Origin of the sequence: uncultured Nisaea sp. (genome assembly GCF_963974195.1) — a bacterium.
In the GTDB taxonomy this organism is placed as follows: domain Bacteria; phylum Pseudomonadota; class Alphaproteobacteria; order Thalassobaculales; family Thalassobaculaceae; genus Nisaea.
In genome coordinates this window covers 14,803-36,124 of the sequence record NZ_CAXBDC010000042.1, presented here as the reverse complement: position 1 = coordinate 36,124, position 21,322 = coordinate 14,803, and the positions used below count along the sequence as shown (strand labels likewise).

General features: G+C 63.0%; 23 protein-coding genes. 12 read left to right on the top strand and 11 right to left on the bottom strand.

Going from position 1 to position 21,322, the window contains the following annotated elements; genetic code table 11:
* Positions 1 to 47: 47 nt before the first annotated feature.
* Positions 48 to 884 carry an ABC transporter permease gene (locus AAC126_RS11135; RefSeq protein ID WP_339853326.1) on the top strand — a complete coding sequence of 279 codons (837 nt, stop codon included), beginning with the start codon at positions 48 to 50 and terminating at the stop codon, positions 882 to 884.
* Between the two features lie 74 nt (positions 885 to 958).
* On the top strand, positions 959 to 2,107 hold the full coding sequence (locus tag AAC126_RS11130; protein ID WP_339853324.1) for a 2'-deoxycytidine 5'-triphosphate deaminase: 1,149 nt from the start codon (positions 959 to 961) through the stop codon (positions 2,105 to 2,107).
* Positions 2,108 to 2,204: 97 nt separating this feature from the next.
* Here the strand turns inward: AAC126_RS11130 and AAC126_RS11125 are convergent, their stop codons facing one another.
* Positions 2,205 to 2,375, bottom strand: coding sequence for a hypothetical protein (locus AAC126_RS11125; protein WP_339853322.1), 171 nt, complete (start codon positions 2,373 to 2,375; stop codon positions 2,205 to 2,207).
* Between the two features lie 372 nt (positions 2,376 to 2,747).
* Between AAC126_RS11125 and trpS the strand changes: the two genes are divergently transcribed.
* The 5 genes from trpS (at position 2,748) to AAC126_RS11100 (ending at position 7,747) form a co-directional block, all read left to right on the top strand.
* Positions 2,748 to 3,791: a tryptophan--tRNA ligase gene (gene trpS / locus AAC126_RS11120; protein WP_339853320.1), complete on the top strand. Its 1,044-nt coding sequence runs from the start codon at positions 2,748 to 2,750 to the stop codon at positions 3,789 to 3,791.
* Between the two features lie 172 nt (positions 3,792 to 3,963).
* Positions 3,964 to 5,136 (top strand): aspartate aminotransferase family protein, encoded by a 1,173-nt coding sequence (locus tag AAC126_RS11115; protein WP_339853318.1) that lies wholly within the window; start codon positions 3,964 to 3,966, stop codon positions 5,134 to 5,136.
* Between the two features lie 67 nt (positions 5,137 to 5,203).
* Positions 5,204 to 6,106: an ornithine carbamoyltransferase gene (gene argF, locus AAC126_RS11110; protein WP_339853316.1), complete on the top strand. Its 903-nt coding sequence runs from the start codon at positions 5,204 to 5,206 to the stop codon at positions 6,104 to 6,106.
* 27 nt (positions 6,107 to 6,133) lie between these two features.
* The gene (locus AAC126_RS11105; protein ID WP_339853314.1) at positions 6,134 to 7,096 is read left to right on the top strand and encodes an Hsp33 family molecular chaperone HslO; all 963 of its coding nucleotides are present in this window, start codon (positions 6,134 to 6,136) and stop codon (positions 7,094 to 7,096) included.
* Between the two features lie 66 nt (positions 7,097 to 7,162).
* Positions 7,163 to 7,747, top strand: coding sequence for a hypothetical protein (locus AAC126_RS11100; protein WP_339853312.1), 585 nt, complete (start codon positions 7,163 to 7,165; stop codon positions 7,745 to 7,747).
* 55 nt (positions 7,748 to 7,802) lie between these two features.
* Here AAC126_RS11100 and AAC126_RS11095 read toward each other — a convergent pair whose 3' ends face one another.
* Together AAC126_RS11095 and AAC126_RS11090 are read right to left on the bottom strand one after the other, a co-directional pair.
* Entirely contained in the window at positions 7,803 to 8,285 is a 483-nt protein-coding gene (locus AAC126_RS11095) for a peroxiredoxin (RefSeq protein ID WP_339853310.1), read from the bottom strand.
* A gap of 104 nt (positions 8,286 to 8,389) precedes the next feature.
* Positions 8,390 to 10,513, bottom strand: a complete 2,124-nt coding sequence (locus AAC126_RS11090; protein ID WP_339853308.1) for a protein-disulfide reductase DsbD domain-containing protein — start codon at positions 10,511 to 10,513, stop codon at positions 8,390 to 8,392.
* A gap of 147 nt (positions 10,514 to 10,660) precedes the next feature.
* On the opposite strand from AAC126_RS11090, the gene AAC126_RS11085 reads away from it, so the two are divergent.
* Positions 10,661 to 11,251: a YqgE/AlgH family protein gene (locus AAC126_RS11085; protein WP_339853306.1), complete on the top strand. Its 591-nt coding sequence runs from the start codon at positions 10,661 to 10,663 to the stop codon at positions 11,249 to 11,251.
* A 148-nt stretch (positions 11,252 to 11,399) separates the two neighbouring features.
* Complete coding sequence (locus tag AAC126_RS11080) at positions 11,400 to 11,684, top strand: helix-turn-helix domain-containing protein (protein ID WP_339853304.1); 285 nt, start codon at positions 11,400 to 11,402, stop codon at positions 11,682 to 11,684.
* Between the two features lie 33 nt (positions 11,685 to 11,717).
* Here the strand turns inward: AAC126_RS11080 and AAC126_RS11075 are convergent, their stop codons facing one another.
* The 3 genes from AAC126_RS11075 to AAC126_RS11065 all read right to left on the bottom strand — a co-directional run bounded on the left by AAC126_RS11075 (position 11,718) and on the right by AAC126_RS11065 (position 14,330).
* Positions 11,718 to 12,065, bottom strand: a complete 348-nt coding sequence (locus tag AAC126_RS11075) for a GFA family protein (protein ID WP_339853302.1) — start codon at positions 12,063 to 12,065, stop codon at positions 11,718 to 11,720.
* Between the two features lie 49 nt (positions 12,066 to 12,114).
* Positions 12,115 to 13,317 (bottom strand): M20 aminoacylase family protein, encoded by a 1,203-nt coding sequence (locus AAC126_RS11070; protein WP_339853300.1) that lies wholly within the window; start codon positions 13,315 to 13,317, stop codon positions 12,115 to 12,117.
* A gap of 119 nt (positions 13,318 to 13,436) precedes the next feature.
* Entirely contained in the window at positions 13,437 to 14,330 is an 894-nt protein-coding gene (locus tag AAC126_RS11065) for a LysR substrate-binding domain-containing protein (RefSeq protein WP_339853298.1), read from the bottom strand.
* Between the two features lie 125 nt (positions 14,331 to 14,455).
* On the opposite strand from AAC126_RS11065, the gene AAC126_RS11060 reads away from it, so the two are divergent.
* The gene (locus tag AAC126_RS11060) at positions 14,456 to 15,406 is read left to right on the top strand and encodes an AEC family transporter (protein WP_339853297.1); all 951 of its coding nucleotides are present in this window, start codon (positions 14,456 to 14,458) and stop codon (positions 15,404 to 15,406) included.
* A 16-nt stretch (positions 15,407 to 15,422) separates the two neighbouring features.
* Here AAC126_RS11060 and AAC126_RS11055 read toward each other — a convergent pair whose 3' ends face one another.
* The 3 genes from AAC126_RS11055 to thrC form a co-directional block, all read right to left on the bottom strand.
* The gene (locus tag AAC126_RS11055) at positions 15,423 to 16,034 is read right to left on the bottom strand and encodes a GNAT family protein (protein ID WP_339853295.1); all 612 of its coding nucleotides are present in this window, start codon (positions 16,032 to 16,034) and stop codon (positions 15,423 to 15,425) included.
* Positions 16,035 to 16,164: 130 nt separating this feature from the next.
* On the bottom strand, positions 16,165 to 17,436 hold the full coding sequence (locus AAC126_RS11050) for a pitrilysin family protein (protein WP_339853293.1): 1,272 nt from the start codon (positions 17,434 to 17,436) through the stop codon (positions 16,165 to 16,167).
* Complete coding sequence (gene thrC, locus AAC126_RS11045) at positions 17,433 to 18,857, bottom strand: threonine synthase (protein ID WP_339853291.1); 1,425 nt, start codon at positions 18,855 to 18,857, stop codon at positions 17,433 to 17,435. The genes AAC126_RS11050 and thrC overlap by 4 nt, the downstream gene beginning before the upstream one ends.
* Positions 18,858 to 18,966: 109 nt before the next feature.
* Between thrC and AAC126_RS11040 the strand changes: the two genes are divergently transcribed.
* Positions 18,967 to 19,863 (top strand): DUF1932 domain-containing protein, encoded by an 897-nt coding sequence (locus AAC126_RS11040; protein ID WP_339853289.1) that lies wholly within the window; start codon positions 18,967 to 18,969, stop codon positions 19,861 to 19,863.
* Here the strand turns inward: AAC126_RS11040 and AAC126_RS11035 are convergent.
* Both AAC126_RS11035 and AAC126_RS11030 read right to left on the bottom strand, forming a co-directional pair.
* Positions 19,860 to 20,435 (bottom strand): GNAT family N-acetyltransferase, encoded by a 576-nt coding sequence (locus tag AAC126_RS11035; protein WP_339853287.1) that lies wholly within the window; start codon positions 20,433 to 20,435, stop codon positions 19,860 to 19,862. The two genes, AAC126_RS11040 and AAC126_RS11035, sit on opposite strands and share 4 nt — an antisense overlap.
* 27 nt (positions 20,436 to 20,462) lie before the next feature.
* Positions 20,463 to 20,930, bottom strand: coding sequence for an Lrp/AsnC family transcriptional regulator (locus AAC126_RS11030; RefSeq protein ID WP_339853285.1), 468 nt, complete (start codon positions 20,928 to 20,930; stop codon positions 20,463 to 20,465).
* 129 nt (positions 20,931 to 21,059) lie between these two features.
* On the opposite strand from AAC126_RS11030, the gene AAC126_RS11025 reads away from it, so the two are divergent.
* Positions 21,060 to 21,317: a DUF6356 family protein gene (locus AAC126_RS11025; protein WP_339853283.1), complete on the top strand. Its 258-nt coding sequence runs from the start codon at positions 21,060 to 21,062 to the stop codon at positions 21,315 to 21,317.
* Positions 21,318 to 21,322 lie beyond the last annotated feature (5 nt).

The following is a 21,322-nucleotide window of genomic DNA, read 5'->3' as shown; positions in this document are numbered from 1 at the left end:
GGCGCCTATTGTGCGCGCCCAACACAACCTAAGCCATCGGCCCGTACATGTCAGACCGTCCTTTTGCCTCGAATCTGAACGAGACCGCTATTCCTGTCCCCTCCGTGCGCCGGGTAGGCGTGGTCAACTGGATCGGGGTCTGGACTCTGTACGAAAAAGAGGTCCGGCGATTCCTGAAGGTGATCACCCAGACGGTGCTCGCCCCGGTCGTCACCTCCCTGCTGTTCCTGGCGATCTTTACCCTGGCCCTGCAGCGCTCGGTCGATATCGGCGGCGGCATTACCTATTCGGAGTTTCTGGCGCCCGGCCTTGTCGTCATGACGATGATGCAGAACGCGTTTGCGAACACCTCCTCCTCGATCATGATCTCGAAGGTGCAGGGCAATATCGTGGATGTCCTGATGCCGCCGCTCGGCCCCGGTGAATTGCTCACCGCCTTCGCGCTTGGCGGGGTGACGCGCGGCATGATCGTCGGGGTCTCCACCGTCGTTACCATGTCGCTAGCCGTCGGCTTCCACGCGGCGCACTGGCCCGTGGCCCTCTTCTTTGCGGTATCGGCATCGCTCGCCATGGCGCTGATCGGCATCGCCGCCGGCATGTGGGCGGAGAAGTTCGACCACCTCTCGTCGGTCACCAACTTCGTGATCCAGCCCCTCGCCTTCCTCTCCGGCACCTTCTATTCGATCGACCGGCTGCCCGGCATCTGGAACCAGCTCGCCCACCTGAACCCGTTCTTCTACATGATCGACGGTGTGCGTTATGGCCTGATCGGCTGGTCCGACAGCGACCCGCTGATCGGCGCCGCCGTGCTGACCGGGATGAACGCGGTTCTGATGGCGCTGTGCTACATGCTGCTTAAGCGCGGTTACAAGATCAGGAGCTGACCGACAAAACCGCTGGTCCCGGCGGCGCCGTCTGCTATTTTGCGCCGAATTGGGATTATTGGGCGGATTGAGACATGACCGCAGACGCCTCAACGGCAGCAACGGACAGCGGCACGCGCGAAAAGCGCACCACCGGGATTCTGCCGAGCCAGACCATCCGGGAGATGATCAAAGGCGGCCAGATCGCCAGCGATACGCCTGTCATCGACGGCCAGATCCAGCCCTCCAGCATCGACCTGCGGCTTGGCGCCGAAGCCTATCGGGTGCGCGCCAGTTTCCTGCCCGGCCGGAACAGCACCGTGGCCGAGCGGCTCGAAACCCTCGCCATGCACAGGATCGACCTGCGCGACGGGGCGGTGCTGGAAAAAGGCTGCGTCTATATTGTCCGGCTGCAGGAAAGCGTCTCGCTGCCGCCAAAAGTCTCCGGCACGGCGAACCCGAAAAGCTCCACCGGCCGGCTCGATATCTTCACCCGGCTGATCACCGATCATGGCACCGAGTTCGAGAGCGTGCGTGAGGGCTATGACGGACCGCTCTATGCCGAGATCAGCCCGCGCACCTTCAGCGTGCTGGCCCGCACCGGCTCGCGGCTGAACCAGCTCCGCTTCCGGCGCGGCAACCCTGTTGCCAGCGACACGGCGATGCGGCGATTGCAGGACAGCGTGGTGCTGGTCAGCGGCCACGAAGTCGACATCAAGGAAGGTGTCGCCGTCAGTGCCGATCTGACCGGAGAAGCGAAGACCGGCCTGATCGGCTACAAGGCAAAGCAGCATACCGGCCTGATCGATATCGATAACCCGAACGGCTATGACGTGCTGGATTTCTGGGAGCCGCTGTACCGCCAGCAAAACCGGCCGGGCGAGCTGATCCTGGACCCGGATGAATTCTACATCCTCGCCTCAAAGGAATATCTCACCGTGCCGCTCGACTATGCGGCGGAGATGCGGGCCTACGACACAAAGGTCGGCGAGTTCCGGGTACATTATGCGGGCTTCTTCGATCCTGGTTTCGGCCTGAGCGAAGCCGGCGGAGAGGCCACCCGGGGCGTGCTCGAAGTACGCTCCCACGACGTGCCCTTCGTCATCACCGACGGCCAGATCGTCTGCCGCCTGGTCTATGAGCCGCTGACCGAAATCCCGGACAAGGTCTATGGCGCGGGCGGCATCGGCTCGAACTATCAGGGCCAGGGCCTGAAGCTCGGTAAGCATTTCCGCTCGGCGTAGGTTGCCAAGATAAGCTGAAAACAAAATCGGCGCGGAAAGCGGGGCATCAAAAAGCCCGCATACCGCGCCGGTTTGTATTTTTGAAAGTGGTCTGATCTCAGACGGTGATGTCGACACCACCGGAGGAAGCGCTTTGCGTTCCCGTCGACTGGGCAATCTGCTTGGCCGTTTCAACGGCACTGGCGACGACCTGGGCCTGGACTATTTGCTGCTGCTTGTCTGCGCGGAACGCGAAAACAGCGAGACTGGACTGCACGGGTGCGGTCATGGCGGACTCCTTTCTGGTAACTCCGCTTCTCAAGTGCATGCACTATAGCGGCCACGCCTTTATGAGTCATGAAGGATCGTGTTGGATTTTATTGGAGTTTTTGGTCTTTCCGAAGCAAAGACGCCTGGGCCTCCGACGCCCCGAAAGCGTTTAATCTCCCCTCCCCGCCAAAGTTCGTTGCATTAACGGCGCCGAAAAGGCATCACTCTCTCATGGATAACAACGCGCAAAACCAGTCTCGATTTTGGTGGCCCTCCCCTTAGGAGCGGCACGTCGTATTCAATTTTCGATCCCTGCCGCCGTTATCGGCGAGCATGGGATCTTCCCCTAAAATCTTTCCGACGTGCGGCGGCTTCCTTCCCGGAGCAGCCAATGAACATCGCCACCACTCATACGCCTGACAAGGCTACCGACACCCAACCCGTCATCCTCACCGGAGACCGGACCACCGGCCCCCTGCATCTCGGCCATTATGCGGGCTCCCTCAGAAACCGTGTCGCGCTTCAGCATTCGCACCGGCAGTATCTGCTGCTCGCGGACAGCCAGGCCCTGACGGATAATGCGGCCGACCCGGATAAAGTGGCGCGTAACGTCCTGGAGGTCGCGCTCGACTATCTGGCCGTCGGCATCGACCCGGAGCTGACCACGATTGCCGTCCAGTCAGCCCTGCCCGCGCTTGCCGAACTGACAATGCTCTACATGAACCATGTCACCGTCTCCCGGCTGGAGCGGAACCCGACGATCAAGACCGAGATCCAGCAGCGTGGCTTCGAACGGGACGTTCCGGCGGGGTTCCTCTGCTATCCGGTCTCCCAGGCCGCCGACATCACTGCTTTCAGGGCAACGCTGGTGCCGGTCGGCGAGGACCAGGCGCCGATGATCGAGCAGACGAACGAGATCGTCCGGCGGCTGAACCGGCTGACCGGCACCAGCCTGCTGCCCGAAGCCCGCGCCCTGATCCCCGCCGTCGGCCGCCTGCCGGGCATCGATGGTGTCAGCAAGATGAGCAAATCGGCCGGCAACGCGATCCCGCTCTCCGCCTCGCCCGACGACATAAGGGACGCTGTGCGGCGGATGTACACGGACCCGGATCACCTCAAGGTCAGCGACCCGGGGAAAATCGAGGGCAATGTCGTCTTCACGTATCTGGATGCTTTCTCGGACGATCAGGCGACGGTCTCGGACCTGAAGGCCCGGTATCGCCGTGGCGGCCTCGGCGACAGTGTGGTGAAGAATCACCTCGAAGAGATTCTGCAGACCCTGATCTGGCCGATACGGGAGCGCCGGGCACGGCTCGCGGAGGATCCCGGCGAGGTGATGCGGATGCTGCGCGACGGCACCGACAGGGCACGGGAAATCACGCAGGGGACACTGGATGATGTGCGGGCCGCGCTCGGCCTCTTTCACTGGGCGTGACCCTCAGCCGGGAGGCGTCAAACGCCCGTCTTCGGCCTCGATTCGCACAGTTTCGCGGGAATCCCCCGCCATGGCACCATATTCCCCTTGGCGTCCCCCGAATTCCGTGCTTTTTTCGATATCCGGCGGCGCCGGTTTTCGGTGCCGCCATTTTTTATGGTGGAGAAGGACGTTGGTTACCACGGTGATGCCCACATACGGGCGTATAGATATCGCTTTCGAGCGGGGGGAAGGCCCTTATCTGTATAGCACCGAAGGCCGACGATATCTCGATTTCGCATCGGGTATCGCCACCAACTCCCTTGGTCACGCACATCCGCATCTGGTCGAAACGCTGAAGAGCCAGTCGGAAAAGCTGTGGCACGTCTCCAACCTCTATGAGGTTCCGGAACAGAAGCGGCTGGCTGACCGGCTGGTGCAGAATTCCTTCGCCGACACGGTATTCTTCGCGAATTCCGGTGCCGAGGCGAATGAAGGCGCGCTGAAGATCGCCCGCAAGTACCAGTGGGAACGCGGCGAGAAGGAGCGGAATGAAATCGTCTGCTGCACCTCCGCCTTTCACGGCCGGACGCTGACGACCTTGTCGGCTGGCGATAACGAAACCTACCGGACCGGCTTCGGCCCGCGCCCGGAAGGCTTCCGTCATGTCGCTTTCGGCAACATGAACGAGATGCGCGAGGCGATGGGCGAGAAGACCGCGGCCATCCTCGTTGAGCCGATCCAAGGCGAAGGTGGCATCAACACCGCCGATGTCGAGTATCTGAAGGCGCTCCGCCAGGCGGCGGACGAATTCGGCGCTCTGCTGATCTTCGACGAAATCCAGTGCGGCATGGGCCGGACCGGCAAGCTCTGGGCCTATGAATGGGCCGGGGTCGCGCCGGACATCATGACGCTTGCCAAGGGTCTTGGCGGCGGCTTCCCGGTCGGTGCCATCCTGGCGAGCGAGAAAGCCGCGTCCGGCATGGCGCCGGGCACGCATGGCTCCACCTTCGGCGGAAACCCGCTGGGGATGGCTGTCGCCAATGCGGTGCTCGATGTGCTGCTGGAGCCGGGCCTGCTGGAGCGCGTCACGACACTCGGCGAGGATTTCCACAACCGTCTGGAAGCAATCGCGTCACGACATCCGAAGATCTTTTCGGCGGTCAAGGGCAAGGGCCTGATGCTCGGCCTGGCCTGCGAAGTCAAGAATACCGACTTCCAGGGCAAGCTGCGCGAAGCCGGCCTGCTGACCGTCGGCGCCGGAGGAAACGTTCTGCGTATCCTGCCGCCGCTGATCATCGACGAAAACCATGTCGCCGAAGCCTGCGGCATTATCGAGAAAGTCTGCGCGGACTGGGACGCCTGAACAGGCACCCGGCCGGCTCCCACGGATGGAGCCGGCCGGCGTCCGCCCCCGATTCTGGAACTCCGATATGACCAAACAGAACCATTTCCTCGATCTCGACCAGATCGATGCGCTCACCCTTCGGGCTATTGTCGATGAAGGCATGGCCATGAAACGCGGCGAAGCCGGCACCGAAAAACCGCTGGCCGGCAAAACGCTCGCAATGATTTTCGAAAAACCCTCGACCCGGACCCGCGTCTCCTTCGAAGTCGGCATGAAGCAGCTCGGCGGCGAGGTCGTGGTGCTGAACGCGGCCGATCTGCAGCTTGGCCGCGGCGAGTCGGTCAGCGACACCGCGAAAGTGCTGTCCCGCTATGTCGACTGCATCATGATGCGGACCTTCGACGAGGCCACGATCCGCGAGATGGCGGAGCATGCCACCGTTCCCGTCATCAACGGCCTGACGGACCATTCCCATCCCTGCCAGCTGATGGCCGACATCATGGCCTTCGAAGAGCATCGCGGCCCGATCCGGGGCAAGGTCGTCGCCTGGAGTGGAGACGGCAACAACATGGCCTCCTCCTGGATTCACGCGGCAACGAAGTTCGGCTTCGAGCTCCGCATCGCCTGCCCGGCGGAACGCAGCCCGGACCCGGCCCTGCTGGAATGGGCCAGGAAGAATGGCGGCAACGTCATCCTGACGCACGATCCGGAAGAAGCCGTGAAGGATGTCGATTGCGTGGTGACCGATACCTGGGTCTCCATGGGCGACGACAGCTCCAACGTGCACAATCAGCTCGGCCCGTATCAGGTGACCGAAGAGCTGATGGCGAAAGCAAAGCCGGATGCGATCTTCATGCATTGCCTGCCGGCGCATCGCGGCGAGGAAGTAACGGCGGAAGTCATCGACGGCCCGCAATCCATCGTCTTCGACGAGGCGGAGAACCGGTTGCATTCGCAGAAGGCCGTCCTCAACTGGTGTCTTTCATAAAGCCTTTCGCCTGATCCGGAGATCAAGATGAGCACCGCCGACATTTTCGCAGAGTCGGGTCACGATGATCTGTTGCTGCCGTTTCAGGTCGACCCGTTCGGCCTGCGCGGCCGCATGGTGCGGCTGAATTCGGCCGCCCATACCATTCTGGACCGGCACGGCTATCCGGAGCCGGTATCGAAACTGCTCGGCGAGGTCATGACCATCACGGTCTGCCTCGCCGGCGCTCTCAAGTACGAGGGCGTGTTCTCGCTGCAGATCAAGGGCGACGGGCCGATCCGTACCATGGTCGCGGATTTCACCAGCGACGGCCACCTGCGCGGCTATGCGGCTTTCGATGAAGATGCCGTGAAGCAGGCAGCCGAGAACGGCGAGGCCACCGTTCCCCGGATGATCGGTGGCGGCTATATCGCCTTCACCGTCGATCAGGGCACGGACACGGAGCGCTATCAGGGCATCGTGCCGCTGGCCGGACAGACGCTGGCGGAATGCACGCACGAATATTTCCGCCAGTCGGAGCAGCTCGAGACCGGCATCAATGTCGCTGTGCGCAAGGACGAGTTCGGCATCTGGCGCGCGGGCGCCCTGATGCTGCAGCGCATGCCACTCGACGGTGGCGAGGCGCCGGAGCCGGGCAAGGCCCGCACCGTGCATGACATGGACGCCTATGAGGACGCCTGGCGCACCGCGATGGTGATGCTGAGCAGCGCCAGCCCGGACGAGATCGCCGGCACCCGTGTCGCGCCCGACCGGCTGCTGTTCCGCCTGTTCCACGAGAACGGTATCCGGGCCTACCCGGCGCAGCCCGTGATGGAACGCTGCCGCTGCTCGAAAGACCGGGTTGAAAGCGTGCTGACATCTCTGTCGGACGAGGAAATCCGGGACATGACGGTGGACGGTCTGGTTTTCGTCGTCTGCGAGTTCTGCAAGTCCCGCTGGGAGTATGACGAAGCCGGGATGGAGAAACTTCGGGCCGGCACTGACAATTGATCACAATGCTGCCTCATCACTTGGGTTAGAATGGGCCTTACGACTCATTAATCCATGGGGGTCTCAATGCGGGTCCGGCTTGCCTTTCTGCTTTTTGCTTTCGTCGCACCGCTGCTCGGTGCCTGCGCCACGCCACCGACGGCCAATTTTCCGGAGCTGACTTTCCGGCACAAGAAACCGATCCGGCTCGCCGTCGGCTCCGTCGAGGTCGTCAATGAATTCAGCATGCCGTTCGCCGCGCCGAATGTGGAGCACAAGATGCCCGTGGCGCCCGGTCCGGCCGCAGAGCGCTGGGCCCAGGACGTCCTGCAGGCCAGCGGCGGCACGGACAAGCTGGTGATGGTGATCACCGATGCCTCGGTGACCGAAACCCCGCTGAAGGTGAAAAAGGGGCTGGAAGGCGCCTTCACGACCGATCAGACGGAACGGTATGAAGGCCGCATCGCCGTCCGGCTGGAAATCCGCACACCGGACAACAAGCGCCGGGCCGTAGCGGAGGCTTTCGCCACCCGCAGCGCGACGATCCCCGAGGACGCCACTCTCGCGGACAGGGAAACCCTCTGGTACGGCCTGTCGGAAAAACTGCTGAATGATTTCGATACGGCCGTGCGCCCGCAGGTGACGGCCCATCTCGGAGAATTTCTTCGCTAAAGCGCGGAGTATGTCCGGAGCGGCAACAGCCGCTCCGGATCACTGACATTCTGTGTCAGATATTGGCCAGCACGTGTTCGGCGCTGGAGACTTCGAAAGCACGCGGCTCTTCGATGAACAGCTTGGAGACGGCGCCGTCCTCGACAAGCATCGCATAGCGCTGGGAGCGCGTTCCGAGGCCAGCCGCGGACACGTCCATTTCAAGACCAAGAGCCTTGGCAAGATCGCCATTGCCGTCCGCGATCATGGTGACGGCATCGCCCGCGCCCTGATCCTTCGCCCAGGCGCCCATGACGAAAGCATCGTTCACGGCCGTGCAGGCAATCGCGTCGACACCCTTTGCCTTCAGATCGCCCGCCTTCTGCACGAAGCCCGGCAGATGCTTGACGGAGCAGGTCGGTGTGAAAGCCCCCGGTACCGCGAACAGGACAACCTTGCGGCCCTTGAAGAATTCCGCCGTATCGAGATCGTCGATCCCGTCCGCCGTGTTTGTTTTCAGCGTCAGCGCCGGGAATGCATCCCCAACCTTGATGGTCATTCTGTCTCTCCCTGGATGTTATCTGGCCGGAACGGCCGAGAAAATTCAGTATGAATGGAATACGATGCTTGAGATGGTCACGGCCAGCCCGAATTCCAATTCAATCAGCTTCCGGCCTGCTCGATCGCGGATTGCACGGCTTCCAGGCTGAGCAATTCCGGCAGCGCCAGGCCGCCGGGCGCGCCCGGGCCGTAAACCGCATTGAACGGAATGCCATACCGGCCGAACGACGCCAGATAATCGGCGATCTTCGGATCCGGAGCGGTCCAGTCGGCCCGCATCGCGATCACGTCCTCGGCCCCGATCAGCCCGGAAATCTCCTCTGTTTCGAGAACCAGCGCCTTGTTGACCTTGCAGGTCAGGCACCAGTCCGCGGTGACATCGACCAGCACCGTCTTGCCCTCGGCCACAAGCCGGGCGATCTCCCGTTTGTCAAAAGGCCGCCAGGCCGTTTCGTATATGGAGGGCGCCGGAGCAGCGAGCCCTCGGGGCGTGGCCTGTACACCAACCGCCACGACCGCAAGCATGGCAATCAGGGCGAGCGGCCCGGCGGCGCGGCGTCCAGGCGCGCCGTCCCATGCCCTCCAGCTCAATGCCGCCGTCAGCGCCAGCGCCAGCCCGCCGAGCAAAAGCGTATCGCGCATCACAGCGGTCGCGGCGAAAACGGCGAAGAGCCACAGAGCCGTCGCCACCAGCGCCAGGCCGAGAACCCGGCGCAGCCAGATCATCCAGGCTCCCGGCCGGGGCAAGGCGCGCGCCAGCCCCGGCAGCGCCGCCACGAGCAGATAAGGCGCCGCCAGACCAAGCCCCATGACCAGAAAGACCACGGCGATCTCCACCGCCCCGCGCGACAGCGCGAAACCGATGGCCGTGCCGAGAAAGGGCGCGGAGCAGGGTGTCGCCAGCAGGGTAGCAAAAGCGCCGGTCAGAAAATGACCGGCCAGGCCGGTCTTGCCGTCTTTATCGGAGGCCGCGAGCCCGAGATCCGACAGCCGTTGCGGCAGGCCGATCTCGAACAGGCCAAGAAGATTGCCGGCGAAAAGCATCAGGAGCGTCACCATCAGCGCGAGGAACAGCGGTTGCTGGAACTGGATGCCCCAGCCCACGGCAAGGCCCGCCTCCTTCAGCGCGATCGCCCCACCGGCCAGCAGCAGAAACGACGCCACGATCCCTGCGGCCGAGGCCAGAAACCCGGCCCGGATCTCCCCTTTATCCGCCCCGCCATATGTCACCGCACCAACCAGCTTCAGGGACAGAACCGGCAGAACGCAGGGCATCAGATTCAGGATCAGCCCGCCAAGAAAGGCGATACCAAGTATCGCGGCCAGTGCCGCCCAGCGGTTGGAGGTCCCGCCTTCCAGCATTTCCGAAACCGTGAACTTGCGCTCAAGGAAGCGGTCCCCGTCGACCAGCGTCAGGGTAATTTCCTCACCGGTCAGCCTGCTGCCTTCGGGCACGGCTGCCGGGACCGTCAGCACGGCGGATTGCCGGTCGGCGGAATAGACAATTGTTGGTTTGCCGAATGAAAAACCCTGCCGTGCTTCCGGAAACACATCTGGCGCATCGAGCGGGCTGTCCGAACTGATGGAGATGGCAAGCGAATGCGGCTCCGGCGCCCCGGCCGCCGTGACAGCGCCGATATCGAGGCCAAGCCCGCTCAAATTCTTCGGCACCCGGGCGCGGAACCGGTCGATCAATTGGGCGAACGCCGTCGGCCCGGCGGCATCCCCGGCAAGATCGAGCGACAGACTTGCCGTCAATGGCACGCAGATATCGCTGCAGGCGAGTGCATTCATCTCCGCCCGCAACTGCAACGGCGCGCCCGGCTGGGAAAGCGTCGCGCGGATCGGGATCACCACTTCGTCGTGATAGCCGTAGGTCTCCAGACCGAACAGGCTGAACCGTTCCGGCACCGGCCAGCGCCAGGATGTCCCGGCCAGATTGCCGGACCCCTGCCAGTCTATTTCCGGCGGATAGCCCGCATCGCCGGGCGCCCGCCAGTAAACCTTCCAGCCTTCCGCCAGGCGGAACTGGAGCCCGAGCGGAACATCTTCCTGACCTTCGGTTCCCGCGACCGCCGAGACAAGCCGGACATCGGCGAAATCCGTACTGACCCAATCGGACGCCCCCGGCGCGGCGGAAGCCGGACGCGTGAAAATACCGAGCGCCACGATGATGCCCAGAATGACGGCCAGGATTCGATTTTCGGGGCGGAAGACCCAACTCATAATCAGATGCCCGAGCTTGTTGCAGGGGTTTCATACCCTTTTCGTACCGCATATATAGTGGACCGGAGCCGCCACGTCGGTCACATTTTCCGGAACCATGGAAAGAATTGGCGGATCAAGCGCCACCAGGGATCAGGACAGACAAGAATGCCTACTACCGTCGCCGAGGAAACCCAGGAAGGCTATCTCACCGGACAGCTTCTGGTGGCCATGCCGGCAATGCGCGATCCGCGTTTTGCCCGTTCCGTGATCTATATCTGCGTCCATAACGCCGATGGCGCAATCGGCCTGGTCGTCAATCGACTGGTCGGCTCCATCGAATTCGGCGATCTGATCGAACAGCTCGACATGAAGCTCGGCGAAGCCGATCTGGTTGCCAGCCCGCCGGTGCATTTCGGCGGACCGGTCGATACGGAACGCGGCTTCGTGCTGCACAGCGCCGATTATCAGAGTGAGGAAACACTGGGTATCGACGCGGAATTCGGCCTGACCGCCACCGTCGATATCGTCCGCACCATCGCATCGGGCAGCGGGCCGAAGAACCATCTTCTGGCCCTCGGTTACGCGGGCTGGGGCCCGGGCCAGCTCGACGGCGAGATCCAGGAAAACGCCTGGCTCAATGTCGCCGCCGATAACGCACTGGTCTTCGATACAGACCTCGACAGCAAATGGGACCGCGCACTGGCCAAACTCGGCGTCGATTCTGCCCTGCTCTCGACGGAAGCCGGGCGAGCGTAATCCCCGCTCCACCCAAAAAGCGCTCCAGAACGTCACATTATCGAGTCAAAACGCGATTGCCGCATTGTCATCCTGAGCGCCTTCGTCAAAAAGACACAGAAAACGCCCGACCGGGAACTCGCGAAGGCGATGAAACGGATGTTGGACCATGGTTGAGAAGATCGCATTCGCAGACCTGCAGGAGGAACTGCTTCAGGACCCTGAAACGCGGTCCGAATACGATGCTCTCGCACTGGAATTCGAGGTTGCACGCAAGATCATCGCTGCCCGCACGAAAGCCGGTCTGACGCAGCAGGCGCTGGCCGAGAGAATGAATACCTCCCGCAGCACCATCGCGCGCCTTGAGGGGGGTAAAACCCTCCCTTCCCTCGAGACCGTACGCCGGGTCGCGCGCGCGACCGGATCGAACATCCGGATCGCGATCCACGGCTGAAGGTTCCTGTCTCGGTGAGCAGCGGGAGACACCTCACGACAGGCGGCTGCCCCGCACCCTTTCAACCGGAATCGCGTCTATATCGACATCCTCCAGACAGCGCACGTTGACCGACCATAAATGCGGCGCGGTACGCGGTCTGCGGAACGGCAGGATGCCGCAACGCGGGCAGAAATAGTCCGTCGCTTGCTTCGTGTTGAACTGGTAGGTCGTGAGATCCTCAAGCGGCGTCAGCAGCTCCAGAGCCTCTTCTTCCACCCGGTGAAGCAATGCGCCCCGCCGCCGGCAGATCGAACAATCGCACACGCGGACATGATCGAGGTCAGCTTCGAGCCTGAAACGCACCGATCCGCAATGACAGCTGCCTGAATAGATCCCCATCTTCTGCCCCCCCAATCAGCCGTAAAGGATCAAGGCTTCACGCGTCAGCCTAGGCACTTTCCGGCAACAGCGTGTCCACCAGTTCCATCCAGTAGCCGATACCGAGCGGGATGGATGCATCGTTGAAGTTGTAATCCGGGTAATGCAGCTTGCCGGACTTGTGATCCGGCGCCGCCGTGCCCATCCAGATGTAGTTCCCCGGGCGCTCGTTCAGCATGAAGGAGAAATCCTCGCCCGCCATGCAGGGATCATGCTCCCGGATAACCTTGTCGGCGCCGACAACCGCCGTTGCGATTTCAGCCGCGACCCCGGCTTCGGCGGGCGGATTGATCGCCGGGGGATAATTCTTCCGGTAGTCGATCACCGCCTCGCAACCGAAGCCCTCGGCGATCCCGGTCGCCAGCGCGCGGATGCGCTCCTCGGCGAGATCGCGCACGCCCGGCTCGAAATAACGCACCGAGCCGCCGATCACCGCCTCGTCCGGCATCACCACATAGGCGTCCGAGCCCTTGAACATCGAGACACCGATGGTCGCGGTCTTGTGCGGCGAGACATTGCGTCCCGGCACGCTCTGGATCGCGGTCACCAGATGGGCGGCCGCCAGCACCGTGTCCACGCCATCGTGGGGCATGCCTGCATGGGTGCCCTGGCCACGCACGGCGATGTCGAAATAATCGATCCCGGCCATGACCGGTCCGGCCAGCGGACAGAACGTCCCGAGCGGCAAGTCCGGCCAGTTGTGCAGGCCCCAGACCGTCTCGCAGTTCGCCTTCTCGAACAGCCCTTCCTCGACCATCACCCGGCCGCCGCCGCCGCCTTCTTCCGCCGGCTGAAAGATCAGCGCCACGGAACCGGCGAAATCCCGGCTCTCGGCCAGCAGCTTCGCGGTGCCAAGCAGCATCGCGGTATGCCCGTCATGACCGCAGGCATGCATCTTCCCGGGCACTGTCGATTGATACGATACCTCGCCGAATTCCTGCATCGGCAGCGCATCCATATCCGCGCGCAGCCCGATCATCGGGCCCTCGGAGCGTCCGCGGACAATGCCCACAACGCCGGTCGTGGCGATCCCGGTCAGCACCTCGTCAACCCCGAAAGCCTTCAGCTTCTCCGCGACGATCCCGGATGTGCGCACCTCCTCGAACCCGATTTCGGGGTGAGCGTGGAGGTCGCGGCGCCATGCGGTGACATCGTTGTGCAGGGCCGAAATCCGGTTGTGGTGACGCGAGGTGAAAGCGGGCGTGTCGGTCATGGGAAATCCAGTGGATGCCGGCCAGGGCGGCCGATGAGGAAAATGTATGGAAAGAATGCCCCGTTGCTTCCTCTACGTCGAGACGGTCCGCATCTTTTCGGCCGAAGAAATTCCGGCGGTCATATGTCCGGATCCGAAAAAGCCTGCGCCCGGATCAGCTCCACCAACGGGGCGACGGCCGGATTGTCCCGCTCCCGCGATACCTTCAGCACCACCTCCAGCTCGGGGGCGTCGTCAAGCGGCCGGGCGACCAGGCCGTCAGGTTGCTCGTCGCAGATCGATTCCGGCACCAGAGCCACACCGAGCCCGGCCGCGACCAGACGCAGGATCGTGTTCTGCAACTGCGGCTCGAAGCGGAAGCGCGGCACCACGCCGCCCGCCGACAGATATTCAACGATGGTCCGGTGCAGCGTCTCCGCGACAGTTGCCGGGGTGGCGATCACATCTTCGTCGCGCAAATCCCGCGCGCCGACGGAGGGATACGAAGCCAGCCGGTGCGACGGTGGCACCACGAGGCAGAGGCGATCGGTGAAGATCGGCAGACTTTCGAGTTGCGGTGCGGTGCCGCCAGAGAAAGTTACGGCGGCATCCAGCTCTCCGTTCAGCAACAGGCGCTCGATATCCGCCGGCGTGGTTTCCGAAAGAGACAGGCGGACATCCGGCCTGATGGCGGAATAGCGGCTGACGATACGCGGCACAATCCGGTGCGCGGCATGCATCATGAAGCCGAAATGCAGCTCGCCTTTCTGTCCTTCGGCGACAAGGCGCGCGTCTCGGCAGGCGGCATCGAACCGGCCCAGAACCTCCCGGGAATCCTCCAGGAAGCGCTGCCCGGCCACCGTCAGGGAGACCTGCCGCGATGTCCGGTTCACCAGCCGGACGCCGAGATCCCGTTCAAGATTGGCGATCTGCCGGCTGAAGGGCGGCTGGGTCATGTTCAGGCGCTCCGCCGCCCGCCCGAAATGCAGCGTTTCGGCGAGAGCCACGAAATAGCGCATCTGGCGCGTATCCATTGATACCTTTTATAGCTTGATGAATGCTTAATATTGGATTGGATTGTATCGCAGGAAGAGATTAGGGAAAGACTGTTCTTTCCCCCGGTCCTTCCCTGACCCTCCCTCTGGCGCCTCATCCATTCATGCTTTCCAATCTGATCATCGTGCTGCCGATCTTCGCGCTCGTCCTGACGGGATATGCCGCGCGGCGCTTTGGCGCTCTCGGCCCGACCGCGACGCGGGAGGTCAACCGGTTCGTGGTCTATCTGGCCCTGCCGGCGATGCTGTTCAGCATCATGGCGAAAGCCGATCTGGAAGAGATCTGGCAACCGGACTTTATCCTCGCCTTCACGGCGGGCTGCGCACTGGTCTTCGGCACCACGCTGCTGGTCCGCATGCGGCAGGGAAGCCATCTTGCCGACGCAGCCATCGACGCGCTCAACGCGAGCTATCCGAATACCGGTTATATGGGATTCCCGCTGGTTCTCGCCGTGATCGGCAGCGCGGCGATGGGCGCCACGATGATCGCGACGATCCTGACCGCCTGCGTCCTGTTCGCGGCGGCAATCGTGCTGATCGAGTGCGCCCTGCAGACCGGGTCCCGGCGCCGCGACATCCTCCGCAAGACGGCTCTCGCGCTCGCTAAAAACCCCCTTCTCGTCGCTCCCGCCCTCGGTGCCCTGTTCATGGCGTCGGGTCTCTCGCTCCCTGAGATCCTCGACAGCTATCTGGCACTGCTGGGCGGGGCGGCCTCGCCCTGCGCCCTTGTCTCGCTCGGACTGTTTCTCGCCGACAATGCCGGCCGGAACACCAGCTCCAGTGCGAACAACCGGGTGCAGGCAGCGTTGGTCGCTCTCAAACTGGTGGTGCAGCCCGCCGTTACCTGGGTGGTCGCTGTCCCGATCCTCGCCCTGCCCTCAAGCGTCGCTTACATTGCGGTGCTTCTCGCCGCCCTGCCGACCGGCACAGGCCCCTTCATGCTGGCGGAATTCTACCAGCGCGAAGCCCTGCTCACGAGCCGCGTCGTGCTGACGACAACCGTGCTCTCGGTCGCAACACTCTCGTTCTATCTGGCGGTTGCGGGGTCGTACTAGATCCGGAAAGCCCGGCCTAGAAGTGCTTCAGCTCATCCGCGAAGCTTGGATAAAAATCCTCGCGCAGCAATGCGAACAGGACGTGATCCTGCCAGCGGCCGTCGATCTTCAGGTATTTCTTGGCCAGCCCTTCCTCGCGGAAACCGGCCTTGCGCAGCACGCCCTGGCTCGGCTCGTTACGCGGCAGGCAGGCCGCCTCGACCCGGTGCAGGGAAAGCTGGTCGAAGCAGAAAGAGCAGGCGCCATGCACGGCTTCGGTCATATAGCCGCGCCGGGCATGCGGGCGGCCGATCCAGTAGCCGATGGTGCAGCATTGGGCCACGCCCCGGCGCACATTCGCGATGGTGATGCCGCCGACCAGCGCATCGTCACTGCGCCGGTAAATCAGGAAGGAATAGCCCTGGTCCCGTGACCAGTCCTCGGCATAACGGGCAAGGCGGCGGCGAAAAGCGGCGCGGGTCAGGGCGTCGTCCGGCCAGCGCGGCTCCCACTCAACCAGAAAATCCCGGCTGATCGCGCGCAGCTCGGCCCATTCACGCCAGTCATTCTTGTTCGGTTGCCTGAGATAAAGCCGCGGCAGGGATACCCGCGGCTCGATCTTGGACGGCGGAAAAAACGTCAGGACCAAATCGCTTATCCCCTCGGTGCCCGTTACAGGGTCATTTTTCCCGTTAACCCTGCGAATGGCAAGCGGAACAACCGCACGACAAGCCTTGCCGTGCGGTGCCGGGAACTTTGGGAGGGGGCCGACCAGCCGATCAGTTCAGCCGGGCGCAGATCTTGTCATAGGACTCAAGGCTGCCGGTCGGACCGAGGGCGGCCAGGGTCGGCGTGCTTTTGAGCAGCCGCTCCGCCACCCGGCGGATCGCCGCCGTATCGACCGCATCGACCTTCTCGACAAGCTCTTCCACCGAGACCGGACGGCCATAGACCAGCATGTGCTGGGCCAGCTGCTCGCACCGGTTCGAGGTGCTCTCCCGGCTCATCAGCAGGCCGGAGCGGAGCTGGGTGCGGGCCCGCATGACCTCTTCCTCGGAGACGTTGGCGGCAACATCCATCAGCTCGTCGCAGACCACCGGCATCAGTTCGACCGACTCTTTCTCGCCGGTGCCGGCATAGACCGAGAACATGCCGCCATCGTTATAGGCCGCGCTGAAGGAATAAACCGAATAGACCAGCCCGCGTTTCTCCCGCACTTCCTGGAACAGGCGCGAGGACATGCCGCCGCCGAACAGCATGGAGAGCACCTGCTGGGCGTAGAAATCCGGATCATGGAAACCCGTGCCCTCGAAACCGAGCAACAGATGAAGCTGTTCCAGATCTTTCTCGACCCGGATCTCGCCCCCCTTGTATTCCGCCTGTTCGGTTTTCGCGGAGGTCTGCGCGCCGAGCGTGCCGAAGCCGCGCTCGACCTCGGCCACCACCGCGTCATGATCGACGGCACCGGCGGCGGAGAAGACCAGGCTGTCGCCCGCGTAATTCTCGTTAATGAAGGCCATGATGCCGTCCCGGCTCATCTCCTGGACGATCTCGGAGCGGCCCAGCACCGGGCGGCCCATGGCCTGCTCCGGATAGGCGGTCTCCTGGAAATAATCGAAGATGATATCGTCCGGCGTATCCGCCGCCTGGCCGATTTCCTGGATGATCACGGACCGTTCGCGGGTCAGTTCCTGCTCGTCGAAGGTCGAGTTCACCAGAATGTCCGAGATGACATCAACGCCCAGCGACACGTCTTCCTTGAGCACCTTGGCGTAATAGGCCGTCTGCTCCCGTGCCGTGTAGGCATTCATGTGCCCTCCGACCGCCTCGACCTCCTCGGCGATCTGCAGCGCCGAGCGGCGCTTGGTGCCCTTGAACACCATATGCTCCAGCAAGTGCGCCACGCCGTTCTCGGCCGCGACCTCGTGCCGGGTGCCGACATTCAGCCAGGCGCCGAGAGAGACACTCTCGACGCTGGCCATCTTGTCGGTGACGACGCGAGCACCATTGACAAGCTCGGTGATCTTGATTCCGTCCATGTCGCCGCTCATGCAGCGTTCTCCTTGGTCGCAACGATGCCTGCTATATGGGTGCTGACGGTCCCGTAGTCATTAGCGAGCACAGTCATGCGCTCTTCCCGCTCAAGCAGGTCAGCCAGCCGGGGCGGCAGCGCCGGGCGCAGACCGATGGCGGACTCGACCGCGTCCGGGAACTTGGCCGGATGGGCACAGGCAAGAGAGATCATCGGCATGTCCATGCCGATGGCGCCGCTGTCGCGGGCCTGACGGGCCGCGCCGAGGGACACGGCGGAATGCGGATCGGTGATCTCGCCCGTCTCCTCATAGACCGCCTTGATGGTCGCCCTGGTGCCGTCCTCGTCCGTCCGGAAGCCGTCAAATTCGGCCCGGGCGCGATCCAGCATGCCCTGGGAGACAGCAAAATGGCCGGTCTCACGGAAGCCGGAGAGCGCCTCGGTCACCGCCGCGCCGTCCCGGTCGAACAGATCGAACAGGTAGCGCTCGAAATTGCTGGAAACCTGGATATCCATGCTCGGGCTGATCGAGGGCTGCACGCCTTCCAGCTTCATCTCACCGGAAGCGAGGAAGCGGGACAGGATGTCGTTCTGGTTCGTCGCCACGACCATGCGGTCGATCGGCAGGCCCATCTGCTTGGCGGCATAGGCGGCGAAGATATTGCCGAAATTCCCCGTCGGCACGACGAAGGAGACAGGCCGCTCCGCCGTGGCGCCGATGCTCAGCGCGGAAGTCACGTAATAGACCACCTGCGGCAGGATGCGGGCCCAGTTGATCGAATTCACGCCGGACAGATTGTGTTTGTCCCTGAAGGCAATGTCGTTGAACAGCGCCTTCACCATGTCCTGGCAATCGTCGAAGGTGCCTTCCAGCGCAATGGCGTGGACGTTCGGCGCATCGACCGTCGTCATCTGATGCTGCTGCACCGGAGAGACACGGCCTTTCGGGAAGAAAATGAAGATCTCGGCATTGGCGCTGTCGCGGAACGCCTCGATGGCGGCCGAGCCGGTATCGCCCGAGGTGGCGCCGACGATGGTCACCTTCTCGCCGCGCTTGGTCAGCACATGGTCGAACATCCGGCCAAGGACCTGCATCGCATAATCCTTGAAGGCCAGCGTCGGGCCGTGGAACAGCTCCATCATCCAGAGATTGCCGTCGAGCTGCTTCAGCGGCGCCACGGCGCTGTGCTCGAAGCTGCCATAGACCTCGTCCATGATGCCCTTCAGCGTCGCGTCGTCGAAGGCGTCGCCGGTAAACAGGCGGCAAACCTCGAACGCGGTCTCGGCATAGGACAGACCGGCGAGCCGTTTCAGGTCCGCCGGCGTGAGGGTCGGCCATGTCTTCGGGACATAGAGTCCGCCGTCGCGGGCGAGGCCCGTCAGGAGTACGTCTTCGAAACCGAGTTCAGGGGCCTTGCCCCGGGTGCTGATATAGCGCACGTCCGCCGTCTCTTTTTCGCCGTTCGAAAGGACGCAACCTAGCGGTGGCGCTGGGTTCTTGCAACAATACCCGCTCTGTCGGGAAACGACGCAAACCGGGACGCTCTGCATGACCATCAAAACTGTCGGAATCATGACGCCCGGGGACATGGGACACGCCATCGGCCAGCGGCTTGGCGAGGCCGGAATCCGGATCGTGACCAACCTCGAAGGCCGCTCCGAACGCAGCCGTACCCTGGCGAAAAAAGCAGGGATCGAGGATCTCGGCTCCGACGCGGCATTGCTCACCGAATGCGATGCGATCTTTTCCATCATGCCGCCGGATCAGGCGGGTGGCTTCGTTACCCGTATGGCGGCGGCGGCGGGAACGCTCGGCACGAAGCCGAAAGCGCTGATTGCTGATCTCAACGCCGTCGCGCCCTCCACGGCCCGGCAGCTTCAGGCGACAGCGGAAGCGGCCGGTATCGGCTTCCTCGACGGCGGCATCATCGGCGGCCCGCCCTATCCGGGACGGCCGAGCCCGCGCATCTATCTGAGCGGCCCCGGCGCGGATAGCTTCACGGCCCTGAGCCCTGCCCTCGACATCCGCCCGTTCGGCGATGAGATCGGGGCCGCCTCGGCCCTGAAGATGTGCTTCGCCACCCTGACCAAGGGTGTGCAGGCGCTCGCCATCCAGAGCTTCGTCACGGCGGAACTGGAAGGGGTCGGCCCGGCCTTCCGGGCGGAGCTGGAGAGCGTGCAGGCAAACCTTCTGAGAAGCCTGGCGGGCAGCCTCCCCGGCATGCCGCCGAAAGCCTATCGCTGGGTCGGCGAGATGGAGGAGATCGCCAAGACCTACGGCGATGCCGGTCTGACACCGAAGACCTTCGAGGGCGCGGCGGATATCTACCGCTTCATCGAAAGCACCCCGCTCGGCAAGGAGGTAGTCGAGAACCGGACCATGGGGACCACTCTCGATGATCTGGTCACCCGGCTTGCCGACGCGCTTCGAGAGCGGCGTTCCTAGCGCGTGGTCTTTTGCGCCAGCCATTCCTCGCGGGTGATCTCCCAGACCTCCGTCGGCAGTCGCCCGCAGACATAGTCCTTTTCGCCGGTCTCAACGAGGCGCATCCCGGTCTTCTCCGAGATGCGGCGGGAAGCGAGATTCGGCGCCGCCTTTGGAATGCGCATGAGCGGGCGCCCGAGGGTGGCGAACCAGAAATCCGTCACCACCTCCACCGCCTCCGACATCAGGCCTTTGCCCTGCCATTCGGGCGCCAGCCAGAAACCGCGATTGGCTTCCGACTTGTCATAGAGACCGATTAGACCGATCAACGCGTCGGGTCCGGATCTGGGCCTCAGGGACCATGTCCATTCGGAGCCCTCGCGCATCGCCGGCAGGGCAATGTCGCGGATGAAAGTCATGGCCCCGTCCGGCGGATAGGGCCATGGAATCGAGGCACTTGAGAGATGTTTCACTATTTCCCATTGCGGGAAGGTCTTTTGCACCGCAGGCGCATCGGCGAGCTCAAGCGGCCGAAGGATCAGTCTTTCCGTTTCCAGCACTGGGATATCCGGTGTTTCCGTTACCTCACCCATCCCTAACTCTCTCCGCAAAATCTCCCTTCAACCAGCATAACCGAGCGGCAGCGCCGTCGTATATTTGATCTCTTCCATCGCGAAGCTGGAGCTGACTTCGGCCAGATCCGCGATCGAGATCAGGCGTTTATAAACCGCGTCATAGGTTTCGACACTCGGGACCACGATGCGCAGCAGATAATCGACCGTTCCGCTCATGCGATAGAATTCGAGAACTTCCGGGATCTCGGAAACCCCCTTGGCGAACTTCTCCAGCCAGCTGTCATTATGCTGGCTGGTCCGGATCATGACGAAAACGGTCAGCGGCACGTCAATGGCGCGGCGATCCAGCAGAGCCACCTTCTTGCGGATCACACCCTGCTTTTCGAGATTCTGGATGCGGCGCCAGCACGGTGTCGAGGAGAGGCCGACACGAGTGCCGATCTCCGCCACGGAGAGATCGGCGTTCTCCTGCAACAGAGCGAGGATGCGCCGGTCTGTCTCGTCGATCTTCATTCCATATTATCCGCATATGTTAGAAAATTATTCTAACACAGAGCCTGTACTTGAGGAAAATAGCAAACTTTTTGCCCCGATTCCGGGCCAGAATGAATGCGATTTACACATTCACTCCGGGGCGCCGCCATGATCTTCAAAATCTTCACCAGCCATCCGCAATCGGTCGGCGAGAGCTACTGGCAGCATTTCGGGTTCGCCACCTCAACCGGTGGCGCGATGATCCTCGGCGGTCTCGCCTGCGTGGTGCATGGACTGTTCCCGTTTCTCTGCACCCGGACCGGCAGCAAGACCATCGCCCGGCTGCATGACCGCATGTCCGCCGGCGCCCGGCATGCCGTGATGGAAAAGAACCACAGCGACCTCAGCCAGCAACCGGCGGAATAAAGCTT

Bases quoted from the DNA above. Each gene is read 5' to 3' on its own strand.
- AAC126_RS11125 (WP_339853322.1), bottom strand. From the start codon at position 2,375: ATGACCGCACCCGTGCAGTCCAGTCTCGCTGTTTTCGCGTTCCGCGCA.
- AAC126_RS11075 (WP_339853302.1), bottom strand. From the start codon at position 12,065: ATGGGGATCTATTCAGGCAGCTGTCATTGCGGATCGGTGCGTTTCAGG.
- AAC126_RS11025 (WP_339853283.1), top strand. From the start codon at position 21,060: ATGATCTTCAAAATCTTCACCAGCCATCCGCAATCGGTCGGCGAGAGC.
- AAC126_RS11100 (WP_339853312.1), top strand. From the start codon at position 7,163: ATGCGGGTCCGGCTTGCCTTTCTGCTTTTTGCTTTCGTCGCACCGCTG.
- AAC126_RS11105 (WP_339853314.1), top strand. From the start codon at position 6,134: ATGAGCACCGCCGACATTTTCGCAGAGTCGGGTCACGATGATCTGTTG.
- AAC126_RS11080 (WP_339853304.1), top strand. From the start codon at position 11,400: ATGGTTGAGAAGATCGCATTCGCAGACCTGCAGGAGGAACTGCTTCAG.
- AAC126_RS11065 (WP_339853298.1), bottom strand. From the start codon at position 14,330: ATGGATACGCGCCAGATGCGCTATTTCGTGGCTCTCGCCGAAACGCTG.
- AAC126_RS11040 (WP_339853289.1), top strand. From the start codon at position 18,967: ATGACCATCAAAACTGTCGGAATCATGACGCCCGGGGACATGGGACAC.
- AAC126_RS11130 (WP_339853324.1), top strand. From the start codon at position 959: ATGACCGCAGACGCCTCAACGGCAGCAACGGACAGCGGCACGCGCGAA.
- AAC126_RS11050 (WP_339853293.1), bottom strand. From the start codon at position 17,436: ATGAGCGGCGACATGGACGGAATCAAGATCACCGAGCTTGTCAATGGT.
- AAC126_RS11035 (WP_339853287.1), bottom strand. From the start codon at position 20,435: ATGGGTGAGGTAACGGAAACACCGGATATCCCAGTGCTGGAAACGGAA.
- AAC126_RS11060 (WP_339853297.1), top strand. From the start codon at position 14,456: ATGCTTTCCAATCTGATCATCGTGCTGCCGATCTTCGCGCTCGTCCTG.
- AAC126_RS11030 (WP_339853285.1), bottom strand. From the start codon at position 20,930: ATGAAGATCGACGAGACAGACCGGCGCATCCTCGCTCTGTTGCAGGAG.
- AAC126_RS11095 (WP_339853310.1), bottom strand. From the start codon at position 8,285: ATGACCATCAAGGTTGGGGATGCATTCCCGGCGCTGACGCTGAAAACA.
- argF (WP_339853316.1), top strand. From the start codon at position 5,204: ATGACCAAACAGAACCATTTCCTCGATCTCGACCAGATCGATGCGCTC.
- trpS (WP_339853320.1), top strand. From the start codon at position 2,748: ATGAACATCGCCACCACTCATACGCCTGACAAGGCTACCGACACCCAA.
- AAC126_RS11090 (WP_339853308.1), bottom strand. From the start codon at position 10,513: ATGAGTTGGGTCTTCCGCCCCGAAAATCGAATCCTGGCCGTCATTCTG.
- AAC126_RS11070 (WP_339853300.1), bottom strand. From the start codon at position 13,317: ATGACCGACACGCCCGCTTTCACCTCGCGTCACCACAACCGGATTTCG.
- AAC126_RS11135 (WP_339853326.1), top strand. From the start codon at position 48: ATGTCAGACCGTCCTTTTGCCTCGAATCTGAACGAGACCGCTATTCCT.
- AAC126_RS11085 (WP_339853306.1), top strand. From the start codon at position 10,661: ATGCCTACTACCGTCGCCGAGGAAACCCAGGAAGGCTATCTCACCGGA.